The sequence below is a fragment of the Burkholderia sp. BCC1996 genome, from assembly GCF_905339955.1.
Classification (GTDB): Bacteria; Pseudomonadota; Gammaproteobacteria; order Burkholderiales; family Burkholderiaceae; genus Burkholderia.
In genome coordinates, this window is the sequence record NZ_CAJPHM010000002.1 from 225,756 (window position 1) to 240,317 (window position 14,562).

Below are 14,562 nucleotides of genomic sequence, written 5' to 3' on the forward strand. Positions count from 1 at the left end.
CATTATAGTGAGCGCGCGCCGCTCAACGTGGCTTGCCGTCGAGCTTCGGCGGGCGCAGGCTCGCGAGCAGCGCCTCGGCGTCGCGCGCGGCGCGTTGCTCGAGCGCCGCACCGTAGCCGCGCACGAAACCGAGCTGGTACGCGGGCGCCGCCAGTTGCTCGAGATGATGCAGCGCGACGATCGTGTCGTTCGCCTCGCCGAGCACGCTCTGCACGCGTGCGAGCGTCTTGACCGTTTCGTTGCGCGTGCGGCGCGAGGCCAGCGACGCGAAGAACTCGAGCGCGTAGCGCAGCCGCTTCGCGTCGATCCGCACCTGGTGCCGCGCGGCCGTGTCGAGCGACGTGAGCGACGGCGATGCATACAGGTGACCGAACAGCCGCCGCACGCGCTTGGTCGCGTGGCGCCGCAGCGACGGCGTGTCGTCGTCGCCGGCGGCCGGCGGCAGCGCGAGCGCGCTCAGCCATTCGAGCCAGCCGAGCGTCAGGCGCGCATAGCGCGCCGAATGCAACGCCTGGCGCAGTTCGACGCGCGCCGCCGTCGCCTGGACGCGCGCGGCGTCGAGCGTGCCGTCCCAGTCGGGGCTGCCGCCGTCGGCTGCGATCAGCGCGGGCAGGCTTTCGGTCGAGAACACGTCCCAGTCGCGCACCGTGCCGAGCAGCGACGCGACCCAGCGCAAGTCGGCGCCGAACGTGTTCTTCCATTGCTCGTCCGCGAAGCGTGGAAAGAAGCGCATCAGCGTGCGCAGCCGGCGCAGCGCGACGCGCATCTGGTGCACGAACTCGGGATCGTCGCGATCGAGCACACCGCCCTCGTTGCCGAGCCATTGCGCGGCGATGTCGCCGGACAGCGCGAACAGCGCGGCCCGCTGCGTGCGGATGCCGCTCAGGTCGACGAGCTGCGCCTTGACCGGCCTCGCAACGGCGGGTTCGCCCGCGCACGCGCGGTCGATCACGCTGGTGAGCTGCACGAACGCGGGCCATGCGCCGCTGAGCTCGCGCGCGGCGGCAAACAGCGCGCGCAGCGCGGCCGTGCGCGCGGCGACGGTTTCCCAGTCGGGCGCCGCGAGGCGCAGCTCGACCTGGCGGCGCGGTGGTTCGGTGCCACGGTGCAGAATGATGTCGTCGAGCGTCATCTCGACCACCACGCCGCTGTCGTCCGCCCAGCGCCCGCGCCGCCGCTCGCTGACGAGCCGCAGCGGCGCCGGCCCGGACGATGCGGCAAGCGCCGCTTCGGCAACGGCGTCGGGCGTCACGCGGTCGCCCTCGCCGATCGCCTGCGGCGCATCCGCATCGGCGATCGGCGCCGATGCGGGCGTGGCCACCGCGATGCCCGCGTGTTCGGCATCGAACAGTTCGCGCTCCACGACGCCGGGCGCGAATGCCTTCGTGCGCGACGCGACGACCCGCCGGCCGTGCGCGTTCGACTCGATCCACGTCCACCAGCACTCGCCGGGGCTCGGCTCGGCTTCCTCGACCTGGCATGGCTCGATCGTCACGCGTTCCTGGCCTCGCCGCATCCGCACCTGCGGACAGATCCGCCACGCACGGACGAGTTCGGCGCCGAAGTCGCGCTGCTCACCACGGGCCCGGCTTCCGGCCCTGACCGGCCAACCTTCCAGCGACAGGCACAACACGATTTCCAGCACACGCGACATGGAGGCTCCTGCACATGAAGAATCGCCGGCACGTCCTCCGTGCCGGCGTCGTCCGTGAAGCAGCTTCCATAGTACACGCGGCCAATATGCGTTGGCGACGATCTGGCCCTGTCGCCCCTGTCACGCATCAAACGACGTATCAGACGACGTATTGCGCGATGCCATTGCCGAACGACCAATCCTCCTTCAGCACTTCGACGAGACTGATGAAGACGTCCTGCGGCCGCACGCCGGGCTGCCGCGCGAGATTCTCGGCGATGGTCCGGTACAGCGCCTGCTTCTGCTCGAGCGTACGCGTGTTGTTCGCCGTGATCTGGACCATCACCAGATCGTCGCTGCGTTCGATGTCGAGGTAGTGGCGGCCGAAGAAGAAGTTCTCGGCCGAATGCTCGGTCACGACCATGAAGATGTCGTCCTCGGGCACGTTGAACGTCTGCATGAGCGCGCGGTGCACGCCGTCGACGAGCGCCGCACGGTAGGCGGCCGGTTTGCCTTCGCGCACGGCGATACGGGTGAATGGCATGGTCCTGCTCCTTTCGGTGACGTTGAGAATCGGAAACGCAAGGTCAGGTTAGGCGCGCAGAACTATAATGAACAGTCATCATCCGATATTTCATTCATTTACATTCGAAATGAAAGTCCTCGACCTCGATGCGGTGCGCGCATTCGTGCTGGTCGCCGATCTCGCGAGCTTCACGCGCGCCGCCGACGCGCTCGGCACCACGCAATCGGCCGTCAGCCTGAAGCTGAAGCGGCTCGAAGCGCACCTGGGCAAGCCGCTGCTCGCACGCACGCCGCGCGTCGTCAAGCTGGCGGCGGACGGCGAGAACTTCCTGCCGGCCGCCCGCGCGCTGCTCGACGCGCACGACCAGGCGCTCGGCGCGATTTCGGCCGGCACGCACCGCCTGTCGCTCGGGGTCAGCGAGCACGTCGCGGTGCCCGACCTGCCTGCCGTGCTGACGAGCCTGCACCGGCAGGATCCCGGGCTGTCGCTGGAGATGCATCTGGGCATGTCGGCGAGCCTGCTCGCGCAATACGACGAACGGCGGCTCGACGCGGCGATCGTGCGGCACGAACCGGGCGAGGATCCGCCGCGCGACGACGGCACGCTGCTGTTCACCGAACCGCTCGCATGGCTCGCCGCGCCCGACTGGGCGCCGCGCGCGGGCGAGCCGCTGCCGCTCGCGGTGCTGGCCGGGCCGTGCGGCGTGCGGGCCGCCGCGCTGCGTGCGCTCGAGCATGCGGGGCGGCCGTGGCGCGAGCGCTTTACGGGCGGCGGCGTCGCGGCGGTCACGGCCGCCGCCGCGGCCGGGCTCGCGGTGTGCCCGCTGGCCCGGCGGGTCGCGCCGCGCACGCTGGTCGACGTCGGCACGAAATTCGGCCTGCCGCCGCTGCCGCATTCGCAGGTCGTGCTGTATTCACGCGTGCGCGACGCCCGCGCGGCGGCCGCACTTCGCAGGTTTTCCGACAGCCTTGCAATCTCGGCGTAAACTACGCGGTTCCGCTGCCCGCAATCCCCTGACGAATGCCGATGAAACCCGACGCCCGCAAGCACCTCCGTGCCAACCTGCTGATGCTCGCCGCCGCCGCGATCTGGGGCTCGGCGTTCGTCGCGCAACGACTGAGCCTCGACGTGATCGGGCCGTTCCTGTTCACGGGGCTGCGCTTCCTGCTCGGCGCGCTGGTGCTGCTCCCGCTGCTGATGGTCAACGCAGGCTCGCGCGCGCAGTTCGCGGCGATTCGCCGCGAGCCGGCCCTGCTCGCGCCGGGCCTCGCGCTCGGCGTGCTGCTCGCCGTGTCGATCTCGCTGCAGCAGGTCGGCCTGCAGTACACGCGGGTCGCGAACGCGGGCTTCATCAGCTCGCTGTACGTCGTGATCGTGCCGCTGATGGGCGTGTTCGTCCGCCACCGGATCGGCGCCGGCACGTGGTTCGGCGCGCTGCTCGCGGCGCTCGGCCTGTACTTCCTCAGCATCGACGAGCATTTCTCGGTGCTCTACGGCGACTGGTTCCAGCTCGCGGGCGCCGTGGTCATCGCCGCGCACGTGATGACCGTCGGCCATTTCGCGAAGCGGCACGATCCGCTCGTGCTCGCGTTCCTGCAATTCGTCGCGTGCGGCGTGCTGTGCCTCGCGGCCGGCCTCGCGATCGAGCCGGTCAACCTCGCGATGCTGAAGCGCGCGCTGCCGACGCTGCTGTACGGCGGGCTGCTGTCGGTCGGCGTCGGCTATACGCTGCAGGTCGTCGCGCAGCGCGATGCAGCGCCGGCGCACGCGGCCGTGATCTTCAGCATGGAGGGGGTGTTCGCGGCCATCGCCGGCTGGGCCGCGCTCGGCGAGACGCTGACGCTACGCGCGCTGGTCGGCTGCGCGCTGATGCTCGCCGGCCTGCTCGCCTGCCAGTTGCTGCCGAACGGCGACGCACGGAAAAAGGACGAGGACGCGCTGCCGGCGTGACACGCACGATCCCTATAATGGCGGTTCGCGTGCTTTTCATGCCAACCGCTTCCGACAGGCCAGCCCCGTGACGTCCACTCCCGTCGATCCCGCCGCCGACCTGCTGCGCGAACGCGCAGCGCACTATGCCGCCGAGGCCGCGCTGTTCCAGCGCGACCAGGCGCTGTCCATCGCTTCGCACGACCTGCGCAGCCCGCTGAACGCGATGCACAGCTGGGCGTACGTGCTCGAGCGCCAGCTCGCCAGCGCCGACCCGAACCTGCAACGCGCGCTCGCGGGCATCCGCGCGGGGATCGACCAGCAGGTCGCGCTGATCGACGACGTGCTCGACGCACCGCGCGCGGCAACACGCACCCTGGCGATCGCCACGCAGCCGTTCGCGCTGCGCCCGCTGCTCGACGACACGCTCGCACTGGTGCGCTGCGCACTCGCCGACGCACGACAGGTGAGCGTCGACGCGACGCTGCCCGACGGCGAGCCGTCGCTGACCGCCGACCGCGAGCGCATCGCGCAGGCGCTCTGGACGATGCTGACGACGGCCGTCGAAGCCAGCGCCGCCGGCAGCCGCGTGACGTTCACGTGCGCGCGTGACGGCGCGCAGTACGTCGCGCACGTCGCCTGCGACATGAACGCCGCCGCCCTCGCCGATCCGGCGCTGCCGCATGCATTCGAACCGTTCGCGCGCCGCGAGATGCTGCACCCGCGCGACGCGAAGCGCGTCGCAGCGGCGCTCGCGCTGTGCCAGCGTGTCGCGCTCGCGCACGGCGGCTCGTTCACCCACGCCCCGTTCGCCGACGGCGCCGCCGTCACCCTGTCGCTCACCGTCCCCTGCGAGGCGCCGGTGTAAGCCATCGGCCGCCCGACACATTACATTTCCCTTTCCGGCCCTATACTGTTGGGCCTGTCATGACTGGAGCGATTCTTTGTTACAGATCTTCGCGCTCATCGGCGCGTTGTTCCTGGTGGCCCTCAACGGGTTTTTCGTCGCAGCCGAATTCGGCCTCGTCAAACTGCGCGCGACGCGCGTCAAGACACTTGCCCGCAAGCACGGCCTGCGCGGGCGCATCCTCGCGATCGTGCACGGCCGGCTCGACGCGTATCTGTCCGCCTGCCAGCTCGGCATCACGCTCGCGTCGCTCGGCCTCGGCTGGGTCGGCGAACCGGCGTTCGCGGAACTGATCGGGCCGCTGCTCGACCTGATCGGCGTGCAGTCCGAGCGCATCGTGCACCTGATTTCGCTCGTGTTCGCGTTCTCGCTGATCTCGTTCCTGCACATCGTGGTCGGCGAGCTCGCGCCGAAATCGATGGCGATCCGCCAGTCGGAGAAGGTCGGCCTGTGGGTCGCGCTGCCGCTCTACGCGTTCTACTGGGCGATGTATCCGGCGATCTGGGTACTCAACACCAGCGCGAACGCGGTGCTGAAGCTCGCGGGCCTGTCGGCCGACCATGGCGGCGATGCGCACTACTCGACCGACGAGCTGAAGCTGATCCTGCGCAGCCGCCGCAGCGCGGGCAACGCGGCCCAGCCGGCGCGCGGCACGTACACCAACGACGAGTGGAACACGCTTGCGCACTCGCTCGATTTCTCGTCGATGACGGTGTCGGACCTGATGCGGCCGGCGCATGAAATGATCGGCCTGCGCCGCGACCTGCCGCTGCCCGACAACATGGAAATCGTCGCGCGGCACCGCTTCAGCCGCTATCCGCTGTTCGAGAATGCGTCGCGCGAACAGGTGAGCGGGCTGATCCACCTGAAGGACCTGCTGCTCGCGCGTCACGCCGGCGCGGCGCTCGAAGACCTGTCCGACTACGTGCGCCCGGTGCAGTACGTGAAGCCCGACACGCCGGCGCTGGAGCTGTTCCGCCGCTTCCGCAAGGGCGCGCCGCACTTCGCGCTGGTCGGCAACAAGGGCGAGAAGCCGATCGGCTTCCTGACGCTCGACAACCTGCTCGGTGCGCTGGTCGGCCAGATCCACGACGAGTTCCGCCAGGGCGACGCGGACTGGAGCCGCCTCGACGACGGCACGCTGATGGGCAAGGGCAGCCTGCCCGTCGTGTCGCTCGAGCAGGCGCTCGGCATCGACATCGACGAAGGGCGTGCGGAATCGGTCGGCGGCCTGGTGATTCACGCGCTCAGCGATCTGCCGACCGAAGGGCAGCGCGTGTCGTTCGATCGCTTCGACGTCGTCGTGAAGAAGATGAACGGTCCGCGCATCGTGCTGGTGCGCGTCTATCCGAAGATCGCGAAGGAGGCCGACGAATGACGGCCGCCGCGGGCCGCGCGCGATGACGCCGACGCTGCCGCGCTGCTGCGTGATCACGCCGGAGCCGGCGTCCGCGTCGGCCGCCGATTGCCACGCATTCCTCGACACGCTGTCGGCCGTGCTCGCGCGCGGCGAAACGCTCGTGCAGCTGCGCGTGAAGTCGTTCGACGCGGCCGCGTTCGCGCGGCTGGCCGCCGATGCGCTCGCGCGCTGCGACGCGGCCGGCGCGCAACTGATGCTCAACGGGCCGATCGACGCGGCCGGCGTGATGCGGCTCGACGGCGCGGGCTGGCACCTCGACGGCACCGCGCTGCGCGCCGTCGCGCAACGGCCGCTGCCGGCCTCGCGCCGCATGTCGGCCGCTTGCCATGCGGCCGACGATCTCGTGCTGGCCGCGCGCGCGGGCGTGGATTTCGTCACGCTGTCGCCCGTGCTGCCGACGCTGAGCCATCCCGGCGCGCCGACGCTCGGCTGGACGCAATTCGCTGCGCTGGCCGCGCAGGCCGCGATGCCGGTCTATGCGCTCGGCGGCATGACGCGCGCGCATCTCGACGACGCGCGCCGCCACGGCGCGTACGGCGTCGCGGGCATTCGCGGTTTCTGGTAAGGGCGGCCGGGCGCGCCAGCGCCCGACCCTCCGGGCATCACGCGTGCGGAACGGGACGCATCGCGCGCCATGCGCGGTCGTCGATCCGACGCACGTCGTGCGTCAGCGCGTACCGGTTGACGTCGCCCGTCAGCCACGCGACGAGCGAATACGGCGGCAACTCCCCTTCGTCGACCCGGTCGCGTGCGCGTGCCGGCGTCTCGAACACGACCTGCCCGCTCGGCGCATCGAACGGCACCGCGTCGGGCGACAGGTTCAACGCGATGGTCAGCGTCTCGTCGTCGGCGAGCCGCCATGACGCGAGCAGCGCGTCGGCATCGCCGTCACCGCTCGCCTTCAACGCATGCGCGTCCTGCGGCCGGCAATCGGACAGCCGCGGCGCGATCAGCTTCGCGCGCACCGCGAGCGCCGACTGCACGAAATGCGCGCGATCGACATCGCGCGCGGTTTCGTCGAAGATCAGCGGGATCTGCGGCGTGAGCAGCGACAACGCAAGCGCCGCGAGGCCCGCCGCCTGCTCGCTGTCGCGCTGTTCGCTGTCACGCCACGCGCCGTCGGACAGCACCAGCGACGTGAGCGACAGCCCTTCGGCGCACGGGCCGTCGCCCCCCGCCGCCGGCTGGAACGCCGCGCCTGCGGCGGTCAGCGCGCGCGCGAGCGTGTGGATCGACTGGTGGGGCGAAATCCCTTCGTGCGCCGACGTGTCGCGCCCCGTCAGCCGATGCAGCGCGCGTTCTCCGCAACCGTTCCACTGCGCATCGAAATGCGTATCGGCCAGGTGCACCGGATGACGCTCGCTGCCGAGCACGAGGTGGATCATCCGGTCGGCCGGCACGGCCGCGCGCACGCGGTCGGCGATCTCGCGCAGCCACGACGTGCCGATCCGGTCGGCCTCGCGCAACCGCAGGCCGTCGCAACGGTATTCGTCGATCCAGTACAGCGCGTTGTCGCAGAAGAAGTCGCAGACTTCCGGATGGTCGAGCGCAAGCGGCGCCGCCTGCAGCGGATCGTCGCGCGTATGGAAGAACGGCACCGCGTAATGGCGCAGTGCGTCGGTGCCGCTGCCGAAGCGCGCGTAATCGAGTTCCAGCAGAACCGCGAGACCGTAGCCGTGCGCGGCGTCGATCAATGCCTTCAGCGCGTCGGGGCCGCCCTCGGACGCGAGCGGCGCGAACGGCAGGCTGTCGTGCGGCGACGCGAGCAACTCCAGCGCGGTCACGCCGAGACGCGCGAGCTGCGGCAACCGGCGGCGCACGCCGTCGAAGCCGCCCACCGCGTGCGGACGAATCGCGTACAGCGCGATGTCTTCCCACGGGCGGCCGCGCCAGAACGTGTTGCGCCATGTAAACGCGCGCGGATCGACGACCTCGCTCGGGCCGTTGAGCCCGTCCGGTTGCGAACGCGACGCGGGATCGGGAATCGACACGACATCGTCGAGCCGGTAACGGTAACGCGCGCCCGCACCGCATTCGACGAACACTTCGAACCAGTGCGGACCGGCCGCCGTCATCGGGACGAGCGTCGGGCCGGAGCCGGTATCGAGTTCGAGCTGAACATGCGTGCTGCCCGGCGCCCACACGCGGAAATGCGTGCGCGGCGACGTGCCGAGCGCACCGCAGGGCTGCGCGCCGGACGGCAGGCAGTGTATGTAGTGCTGCGCATACGGATCGTGCGGACAATCTGACATGATGCGCTCCTCGTGCGTGCCGAGCGGCATGGCCGCGCGATTCGCGCGGCGCATCGGGCCCGGCATGCGACGGCCAGGCAGGGGGGAAGAAAAGTATGCGCCGCTTTCACGATCGCGACGCATCGAATCCTCACATTTTTAAATGCGAATCGACCCCGGCAATGGTTGCGCGCGATGCGGGCCGAATCGGGTAGTCCGCATACCGGAATGGCCGCTCGCCTTGTTGCGCCGCGGCCCCGCGCTTACGCTCGGTGCGACGCGCGTGGGCACCCCGCCCGCGCCAGAATTCGAGGAATCTCCATGTCGCTCCCCGCCAGCGCCGCGAAGTTCGATCCGGCACGCGCGCACGAATACGCCGAACAATCCCGCATCGCGCTCGCCGGCTACGACGCGTGCCACGAACTCGCCGCGTGCATGCTCGCATCGGCGATCGGTGTACGCGATGCGCGGCTCCTCGTCGTGGGCGCAGGCGGCACGGGGCAGGAAATCTGCGTGCCCGCGGCGCTCGAACCGGGCTGGCAGTTCACGGCCGTCGATCCGTCCGCGCCGATGCTCGCGCTCGCGCGTGCCAACGTCGAAGCGGCGGGGTTCGCCGCCCGCACGCAATTCGTCGAGGCCGGCGTCGACGCGCTGCCCGATGCGCCGGCGTTCGACGGCGCGACGCTGATCGGCGTGCTGCATCACGTCCCCGGCGATGCGGCGAAGGCCGCGCTGCTGGATGCGATCGCGCGCCGCCTGAAGCCCGGTGCACCGCTCGTGATCGCGGGCAACTATCGCCGCTATGCGGAGCACCCTCGCCTGCTCGACGCGTGGCAGCAGCGCTGGCGGATGAAGGGCGCGACGCCCGACGCCGTGCGTGCGCAGCTGGCGAAAATCCTGCAGGGCGCCGATCCGCCCGCTGCCGAGGAAGCCGTCTTCGCGTTGCTGCACGATGCGGGCTTCGATGCGCCGCTGCGCTTTTTCTCGAGCCTGTTCTGGGGCGCGTGGATCGCGGCGCGGCGCGGCGCGTGACGGCGTAAGTCGGCGTGAGTCGGCGTAAGTCGGCGTGAGTCGGGGCGAAGCGGCGAGCCGCAGCGTCAGCGCGGCCACCATCCGGACGCGCTTTCCGCTCGAAGCCGCGATGGCGCGTGGCGACGGCGGCACGCATCCGCCGATCGCTCGCTGTCTCGATAGCGAGCCACGCGCGGGCCGCCGACCGCCGCGCTCGAGCGCGGCGATCGGTAAGAACGGCTCAAGTCATCCGCGTCAGCTCAGCAACCCTGCCGCGACGTTGATCGACAGCCCGAGCACGGCCATGTTGAAGTAGAACGACAGGATCGACTGCGCGAGCACCGCGCGACGCGCGGCGCGATTCGCGAGCGACACGTCGGCCGTCTGCGACGCGACCGCGAGCGTAAAGGCGAAATACAGGAAATCCCAGTAGTCGGGCTCGGGGTTGCGGTCGGGAAACCGCAGCGCGCGATCGCTGCTCGGCGAGCCGTAATAGAGCCGCGCATAGTGCAGCGTGAAGATCGTCGGGATCAGGAACCATGCGCCGAACAGCGTCGCGCCCGTGACCGCGTAGTGGCCGAGCCCGGCACGAAAGCCGACGTTCTTCGCGGTGGCGAGCTCGATCGCGATCGCGGCGACGCTCGCGACCGTCGCGATGCAGATCACCGTCAGCACGGTCGTCGCGTTCTCGTCCTCGCGGATCGCGATCTCGCGCACCTGATGGTGATGTGCGGTGACCATGCGCCCCCACATCAGCACGAGATACAGCCAGACCGTGCAATCCCAGCCGATCAGCGCACGCGCGGTCGGCCGCAACTGCAACGGCAGCAGCAGCGCGCACAGCACGCCCGCGGCGAAGGCGGCGACCATGCGCGGCCGGTTGCGTAATACCTGCGGATAAAGCGTCATCGTGTGATTCCGAAAGCGGATGGAAAGGGTTCGGCCCGCGTGCGAACGGCCCGCCGGGCAGCGCCGGCGGGTACCGCCCCGATTATCGCCATTCCTGCATGACGTTGCGACTGGCGTGAGCGCCTAAGATATCGGGATGACTCCCGTCCTCTGCCACCATCCCGCGAACGCGGCCGGCCGCGACTTCGTCGTCGGTGATCTGCACGGCTGCGTGGATGTGCTGCGCGCGCTGCTGCACGACATCGGCTTCGATCCGGCTCGCGACCGGCTGTTCTCGGTCGGCGATCTCGTCGACCGAGGCCCCGCGTCCGAAACCGCGCTCGAGCTGCTCGACCGCCCGTGGTGCCACGTGGTGCGCGGCAATCACGAAGAAGTGCTGAGCCTCGTCGCGCGCGGCAAGCTGTCGCACGATGCGTGGCGCGGGATCGGCGGCGACTGGGGCGCCGACCTCCCGCCGGAACGGCTGCACGCGCACGCGGCGCGCGTCGACGCGCTGCCGCTCGTACGCGTGATCGGCGACGGCCCCGCGCGCTTCAACGTGCTGCATGCGGAATTCCTCGGTCCGGACGCCGAACTCGACGCGGGCAGCTATTCGCCCGACGTGCGCGAGCGGCTGATCTGGGGGCGCGACCTGGTCCAGGGGCTCGTCGACCCGGCCCGGCAGGCCGGCCTGTCGCTGACCTGCACCGGCCACACGCCGGTGCGTGCGCCGCAGCGCATCGGCGCGCAATGGTTCATCGACACCGGCGCGTTCGCACCGTCGGGACGCCTGACGATCGTCGAGCCGCGCACGGGCGACACGTGGTCGCTGACGCAGGCCGACGCGCGCGCGCGTCATGCGGGCGACCTGCCGCTGCCTTAGGCCCACGTTCACGCCGATAACGGGCCTGCGCAGGCCGCGGGCCGGCAACGCTCGGCGGACTCACGCTCACGCGCGCGTTTGCGTGCGCGAGCACTGCGCTAACCCACCTGGTTCAGCTCGAACACCGCATCGATCGCGGATCCGTTCCAGTTGTATTCGAGATACGCAGCGTGATGACAATCGCGCAGCAGCGTCGTGCGAAACGCGGCGAGGCACTCGCCGCGCGGGTCGCGCACCGACGGATAGACGATCCCCGCGCCGCCCGCGTTGCGCACCGCGCGGCCGAGTGCCTGCCCCGCGCCGTAATCGAGCGGATCGAGCAGCGCCGGGCTGCGCTGCGGCCACGTGCGCACGTCGGCGACGTCGCCCTGCGCATACACCGTGTAGAGCCGCATCTGCTGACGCATCGGCGCCTCCTTCGTCGCGGCCAGGAACAGCCCGCTGTGATAGCGCGTTTCGGCGATCGCCGTATCGCGCGACCGCCCGCAGTAGAACACGCCGTAGCTGCCGTCCGAAAAGCGGCTGCCCTGCGGATTCAGATGCGTGAACGCGGCCATGATCGGCCCCCAGCCCGGGCCGTAGCGACGCTCCGCCGGCGGCACGAGTTCGAGCGTGCCGACTTCGTTGCGGATGCGATCGTTGGTCAGCGATTCGAGCGCATAGAGCGCATCGAAATCCTCGGCGGACGCGACGCGGTCGAACAGGTTGATGGCTGGAAAACGAGTGGGAATCACGCGATAGGCAGGTGCCCAGTCGACGACGGTCATGGGCCAGTGCTGTACTGCTTCGATCGGCATCGTCACGCCCAGCCACCCCGCATCGCGTCGAGGTATTGCCGGACGGCGACCAGGTCGCCGACGTTGCCGGCGAGCATCCGGTCGAGCGCGCGCTTGCCGCCGAACGGCGCGGCGTCGTTCGGCCGCTTGACCCAGGTGTCGGCCGCGGCCGGCTGCGGCAGCAGGATCTGCAGCGCCTTGTAGATGCCGAGCAGCAGCGATAGCCGCTCGAGCGTATCGCGCGGCAGGCGCGCCGATTCGGGCGACGCCTTCCACTTGAAGAACGTCGAGCGGCCGGGCGAGCCGAGCAGGACGATCTGTTCGTCGATCGTCAGCTCCCAGTCGCGCGCGATGTTGAAGAACGCGCGCAGGCCGGCCGCCGACATCTGCGCGACCGAAGCCTGCCGCGGGGCGGAATGCGGATCGAAGGCGGGCTGTGACATGATCGTTAGTCTCGAAACGAATTTACTAACAAGATTAGTCCATTTTCGTATTTTTGCAAGGGGTCGTCCCCCGACGTGCCGGCATTCCTCCCGAAGGATCGATATTTTTTGTCCATTCTGGACTGCGATTTTATTTTCTGCGTTAATGTCCGTGCGGACAGCGCACCGGGACGCGGTGCGTCCCCGCAGCAACCGTGTCGCCCAGAACCGGATAGACCACGCCAAGGAAGAACCACCATGAAGAGACTGATTGCCGCCGTTTCGATCGCCCTGCTCGCGGTATCGGCAGGCCCCGCCGTCGCGAAGGACTGGACCACGCTGCGCTTCGGCACCGACGCCAGCTACGCGCCGTTCGAATCGAAGGCGCCCGACGGCAAGCTCGTCGGCTTCGACATCGACCTCGGCAACGAGATCTGCGCACGGCTGAAGGCGAAGTGCGTGTGGCTCGAGAACGATTTCGACGGGATGATCCCGGCGCTGAAGGCGAAGAAGTTCGACGCGGTGCTGTCGTCGATGTCGATCACGCCGCAGCGTGCGGAACAGATCGGCTTCACGACGAAGATCTACAACCAGCCGACGCGGCTCGTCGTGAAGAAGGGCTCGCCGCTGCTGCCGACGGCCGAATCGCTGAAGGGCAAGTCGATCGGCGTCGAACAGGGCACGACGCAGGAAGCGTATGCGAAGGCGTACTGGGCGAAGCAGGGTGCGAACGTCGTGTCGTACCAGAACCAGGACGGCGTGTATGCGGACCTGACGTCGGGCCGCCTCGACGCCGCGCTGCAGGACGAGGTGCAGGCCGCGATCGGGTTCCTGAAGTCGCCGCGCGGCGCGGGCTACCAGTTCGTCGGGCCCGAACTCGTCGACGAGAAGGTGCTCGGCATCGGCGCCGGTATCGGGCTGCGCAAGGAAGACGCCGACCTGAAGGCGAAGATCGATCGCGCGATCCTCGACATGGTCAAGGACGGCACCTACAAGCGGCTCGCGTCGAAGTACTTCGACTTCGACATCTACGGCGGCTGAAGCGGCGCCGCGCGCGCACGGGTGCGATGCCCGTCGCGCGCGGCCCGACCGCCCCTCCCCTGCTCGCCGGACGGCGACGCCTCCCTGACGTCTGCCGTCGCACCGGTTTCATCGTCCGTATCGCGCAACCGGATGCCGCACGTCATTCGCATGGCAAACGGATCGCCTGCGCTGGCGACCGCAGGCGCTCGACGTCGTCAATAAGCGAAGACCGGGCGCCGGGGTATCGGCGCCCGCGTGCACATCCCCATGCGGACCGGATTGGCGAGCGGGAAAGCACCGGCCCGGCGCGGATGACCGGGTATCAGCCGGATCCGCCTCGCACCGGGCGCGGAGAGGTGGCCTGTCGACGCGTGCCGGCCGGCAGCAAGGTGCGCGGTCGACCGGCGATGGGTCGAATCACTGCGATCGCGGCCTGCCGGCCGCGGCGTGTTGAGATCGTTCATTTTTCTACCCCGTATTCGAGTCGTTGCTTGTGCCGGCAACCGGACACCGCCGGTGCTCCGACGATCCGACGACGACGGCCCATGCCGCCCGGAGCGGGGCCATGCTGCCCGTCCGGCCGTCATCCCCGCGGACTGCGTCCTAGCCGGTTCTCGAATGGTTCGCTGCCGAACCGGCCGGACGACGCGTCGTCGACTCTCGCACACCAACCTGTGCAAGGAGCGCGCCAGCTTCGTTCGGGGCCGGCGGCACAAGCCTTTCATCGGACCAGTGTGCGGCTCGGACGGGCGGGACATGCCGGACGTTGCGAAACTGAAACATGCCGGGCGCGAGCGGCCTCGGTCGCGTGGCGGCAACGCCTTGCCGGACAAGGCGCGCGGACGAGCCGGAAAATTTTCCCGGCGCGGGCCGCGCGTCGCCGCCCGCGTTTGCCGGGGCTTTTTGCACAGCC

Annotated in this window: 14 protein-coding genes; 8 read left to right on the forward strand and 6 right to left on the reverse strand. The window is 69.8% G+C overall.

The genetic code is table 11. The features are described 5' to 3' along the window. Positions 1–22: 22 nt before the first annotated feature. Together U4Z64_RS03090 and U4Z64_RS03095 are read right to left on the reverse strand one after the other, a co-directional pair. Positions 23–1,654 carry a CHAD domain-containing protein gene (locus U4Z64_RS03090; protein WP_321819219.1) on the reverse strand — a complete coding sequence of 544 codons (1,632 nt, stop codon included), beginning with the start codon at positions 1,652–1,654 and terminating at the stop codon, positions 23–25. 139 nt (positions 1,655–1,793) lie between these two features. After that, complete coding sequence (locus U4Z64_RS03095) at positions 1,794–2,177, reverse strand: tautomerase family protein (RefSeq protein ID WP_044845252.1); 384 nt, start codon at positions 2,175–2,177, stop codon at positions 1,794–1,796. Positions 2,178–2,286: 109 nt separating this feature from the next. On the opposite strand from U4Z64_RS03095, the gene U4Z64_RS03100 reads away from it, so the two are divergent. From U4Z64_RS03100 to U4Z64_RS03120, 5 genes are all read left to right on the forward strand, one after another. Continuing rightward, complete coding sequence (locus U4Z64_RS03100; protein ID WP_124486442.1) at positions 2,287–3,144, forward strand: LysR family transcriptional regulator; 858 nt, start codon at positions 2,287–2,289, stop codon at positions 3,142–3,144. A gap of 41 nt (positions 3,145–3,185) precedes the next feature. Beyond that, complete coding sequence (locus U4Z64_RS03105; RefSeq protein WP_124921418.1) at positions 3,186–4,109, forward strand: DMT family transporter; 924 nt, start codon at positions 3,186–3,188, stop codon at positions 4,107–4,109. 67 nt (positions 4,110–4,176) lie between these two features. After that, on the forward strand, positions 4,177–4,956 hold the full coding sequence (locus U4Z64_RS03110) for a HAMP domain-containing sensor histidine kinase (RefSeq protein WP_321819220.1): 780 nt from the start codon (positions 4,177–4,179) through the stop codon (positions 4,954–4,956). 76 nt (positions 4,957–5,032) lie between these two features. Beyond that, the gene (locus U4Z64_RS03115) at positions 5,033–6,373 is read left to right on the forward strand and encodes a hemolysin family protein (protein WP_321799888.1); all 1,341 of its coding nucleotides are present in this window, start codon (positions 5,033–5,035) and stop codon (positions 6,371–6,373) included. Between the two features lie 22 nt (positions 6,374–6,395). Next, positions 6,396–6,980 carry a thiamine phosphate synthase gene (locus U4Z64_RS03120; protein WP_321819221.1) on the forward strand — a complete coding sequence of 195 codons (585 nt, stop codon included), beginning with the start codon at positions 6,396–6,398 and terminating at the stop codon, positions 6,978–6,980. A 37-nt stretch (positions 6,981–7,017) separates the two neighbouring features. Here U4Z64_RS03120 and U4Z64_RS03125 read toward each other — a convergent pair whose 3' ends face one another. After that, positions 7,018–8,667, reverse strand: a complete 1,650-nt coding sequence (locus U4Z64_RS03125; protein WP_321819222.1) for a DUF3459 domain-containing protein — start codon at positions 8,665–8,667, stop codon at positions 7,018–7,020. A gap of 300 nt (positions 8,668–8,967) precedes the next feature. Between U4Z64_RS03125 and U4Z64_RS03130 the strand changes: the two genes are divergently transcribed. Then, the gene (locus tag U4Z64_RS03130; RefSeq protein ID WP_321819223.1) at positions 8,968–9,678 is read left to right on the forward strand and encodes a class I SAM-dependent methyltransferase; all 711 of its coding nucleotides are present in this window, start codon (positions 8,968–8,970) and stop codon (positions 9,676–9,678) included. 234 nt (positions 9,679–9,912) lie between these two features. Here the strand turns inward: U4Z64_RS03130 and U4Z64_RS03140 are convergent, their stop codons facing one another. Continuing rightward, positions 9,913–10,566 carry a DUF1345 domain-containing protein gene (locus tag U4Z64_RS03140; protein WP_044846584.1) on the reverse strand — a complete coding sequence of 218 codons (654 nt, stop codon included), beginning with the start codon at positions 10,564–10,566 and terminating at the stop codon, positions 9,913–9,915. Positions 10,567–10,702: 136 nt separating this feature from the next. Between U4Z64_RS03140 and U4Z64_RS03145 the strand changes: the two genes are divergently transcribed. Continuing rightward, positions 10,703–11,428 carry a metallophosphoesterase gene (locus tag U4Z64_RS03145; RefSeq protein ID WP_044846585.1) on the forward strand — a complete coding sequence of 242 codons (726 nt, stop codon included), beginning with the start codon at positions 10,703–10,705 and terminating at the stop codon, positions 11,426–11,428. Positions 11,429–11,526: 98 nt separating this feature from the next. On the opposite strand, the gene U4Z64_RS03150 is transcribed toward U4Z64_RS03145, so the two are convergent. Both U4Z64_RS03150 and U4Z64_RS03155 read right to left on the reverse strand, forming a co-directional pair. Next, complete coding sequence (locus U4Z64_RS03150; RefSeq protein ID WP_124522644.1) at positions 11,527–12,225, reverse strand: RES family NAD+ phosphorylase; 699 nt, start codon at positions 12,223–12,225, stop codon at positions 11,527–11,529. Between the two features lie 2 nt (positions 12,226–12,227). Then, positions 12,228–12,647 carry an MbcA/ParS/Xre antitoxin family protein gene (locus tag U4Z64_RS03155; protein WP_044846587.1) on the reverse strand — a complete coding sequence of 140 codons (420 nt, stop codon included), beginning with the start codon at positions 12,645–12,647 and terminating at the stop codon, positions 12,228–12,230. 237 nt (positions 12,648–12,884) lie between these two features. Here U4Z64_RS03155 and U4Z64_RS03160 point away from each other — a divergent pair, with 237 nt between their 5' ends. Then, the gene (locus U4Z64_RS03160; RefSeq protein WP_044846588.1) at positions 12,885–13,667 is read left to right on the forward strand and encodes an ABC transporter substrate-binding protein; all 783 of its coding nucleotides are present in this window, start codon (positions 12,885–12,887) and stop codon (positions 13,665–13,667) included. Positions 13,668–14,562: the final 895 nt, after the last annotated feature.

Bases quoted from the DNA above. Each gene is read 5' to 3' on its own strand.
- U4Z64_RS03090 (WP_321819219.1), bottom strand. From the start codon at position 1,654: ATGTCGCGTGTGCTGGAAATCGTGTTGTGCCTGTCGCTGGAAGGTTGG.
- U4Z64_RS03095 (WP_044845252.1), bottom strand. From the start codon at position 2,177: ATGCCATTCACCCGTATCGCCGTGCGCGAAGGCAAACCGGCCGCCTAC.
- U4Z64_RS03100 (WP_124486442.1), top strand. From the start codon at position 2,287: ATGAAAGTCCTCGACCTCGATGCGGTGCGCGCATTCGTGCTGGTCGCC.
- U4Z64_RS03105 (WP_124921418.1), top strand. From the start codon at position 3,186: ATGAAACCCGACGCCCGCAAGCACCTCCGTGCCAACCTGCTGATGCTC.
- U4Z64_RS03120 (WP_321819221.1), top strand. From the start codon at position 6,396: ATGACGCCGACGCTGCCGCGCTGCTGCGTGATCACGCCGGAGCCGGCG.
- U4Z64_RS03125 (WP_321819222.1), bottom strand. From the start codon at position 8,667: ATGTCAGATTGTCCGCACGATCCGTATGCGCAGCACTACATACACTGC.
- U4Z64_RS03130 (WP_321819223.1), top strand. From the start codon at position 8,968: ATGTCGCTCCCCGCCAGCGCCGCGAAGTTCGATCCGGCACGCGCGCAC.
- U4Z64_RS03140 (WP_044846584.1), bottom strand. From the start codon at position 10,566: ATGACGCTTTATCCGCAGGTATTACGCAACCGGCCGCGCATGGTCGCC.
- U4Z64_RS03145 (WP_044846585.1), top strand. From the start codon at position 10,703: ATGACTCCCGTCCTCTGCCACCATCCCGCGAACGCGGCCGGCCGCGAC.
- U4Z64_RS03150 (WP_124522644.1), bottom strand. From the start codon at position 12,225: ATGCCGATCGAAGCAGTACAGCACTGGCCCATGACCGTCGTCGACTGG.
- U4Z64_RS03155 (WP_044846587.1), bottom strand. From the start codon at position 12,647: ATGTCACAGCCCGCCTTCGATCCGCATTCCGCCCCGCGGCAGGCTTCG.
- U4Z64_RS03160 (WP_044846588.1), top strand. From the start codon at position 12,885: ATGAAGAGACTGATTGCCGCCGTTTCGATCGCCCTGCTCGCGGTATCG.